The sequence below is a fragment of the Gordonia sp. DT30 genome (assembly GCF_049844915.1).
Lineage (GTDB): Bacteria > Actinomycetota > Actinomycetes > Mycobacteriales > Mycobacteriaceae > Gordonia.
Window position 1 is genome coordinate 1 of sequence record NZ_JBNCLY010000120.1, and the last position, 241, is coordinate 241.

The window sequence follows — 241 nt, forward strand, 5'->3', positions numbered from 1 at the left end:
GGCTGAGGCCGCCGAATGGGAGGCGCAGCTACCGGTACCTGTCGATGCCGACGCACCTGCCGACGACAGCAACCCTGCCGAGAACGCTCCTCCTGCCGAGGACATTCCGGCGCCGATCGTGGTTCCGTCGCCGGTAATCACCCCGGATGCTCCGGCGTTCACGTTGGTGGCGGATTCGGCGGGGGTGGTGGTGCCGCGGTTGCGGGGGTATGGGGTGATCGATCCGGTGTTGGCGGGGGAG

1 pseudogene is annotated in these 241 nt (G+C 68.9%); it reads left to right on the top strand.

The window, feature by feature from the left end:
* Positions 1-241 (top strand): annotated as a pseudogene (locus ACLQ3C_RS21700) (HNH endonuclease); the annotation flags it as partial.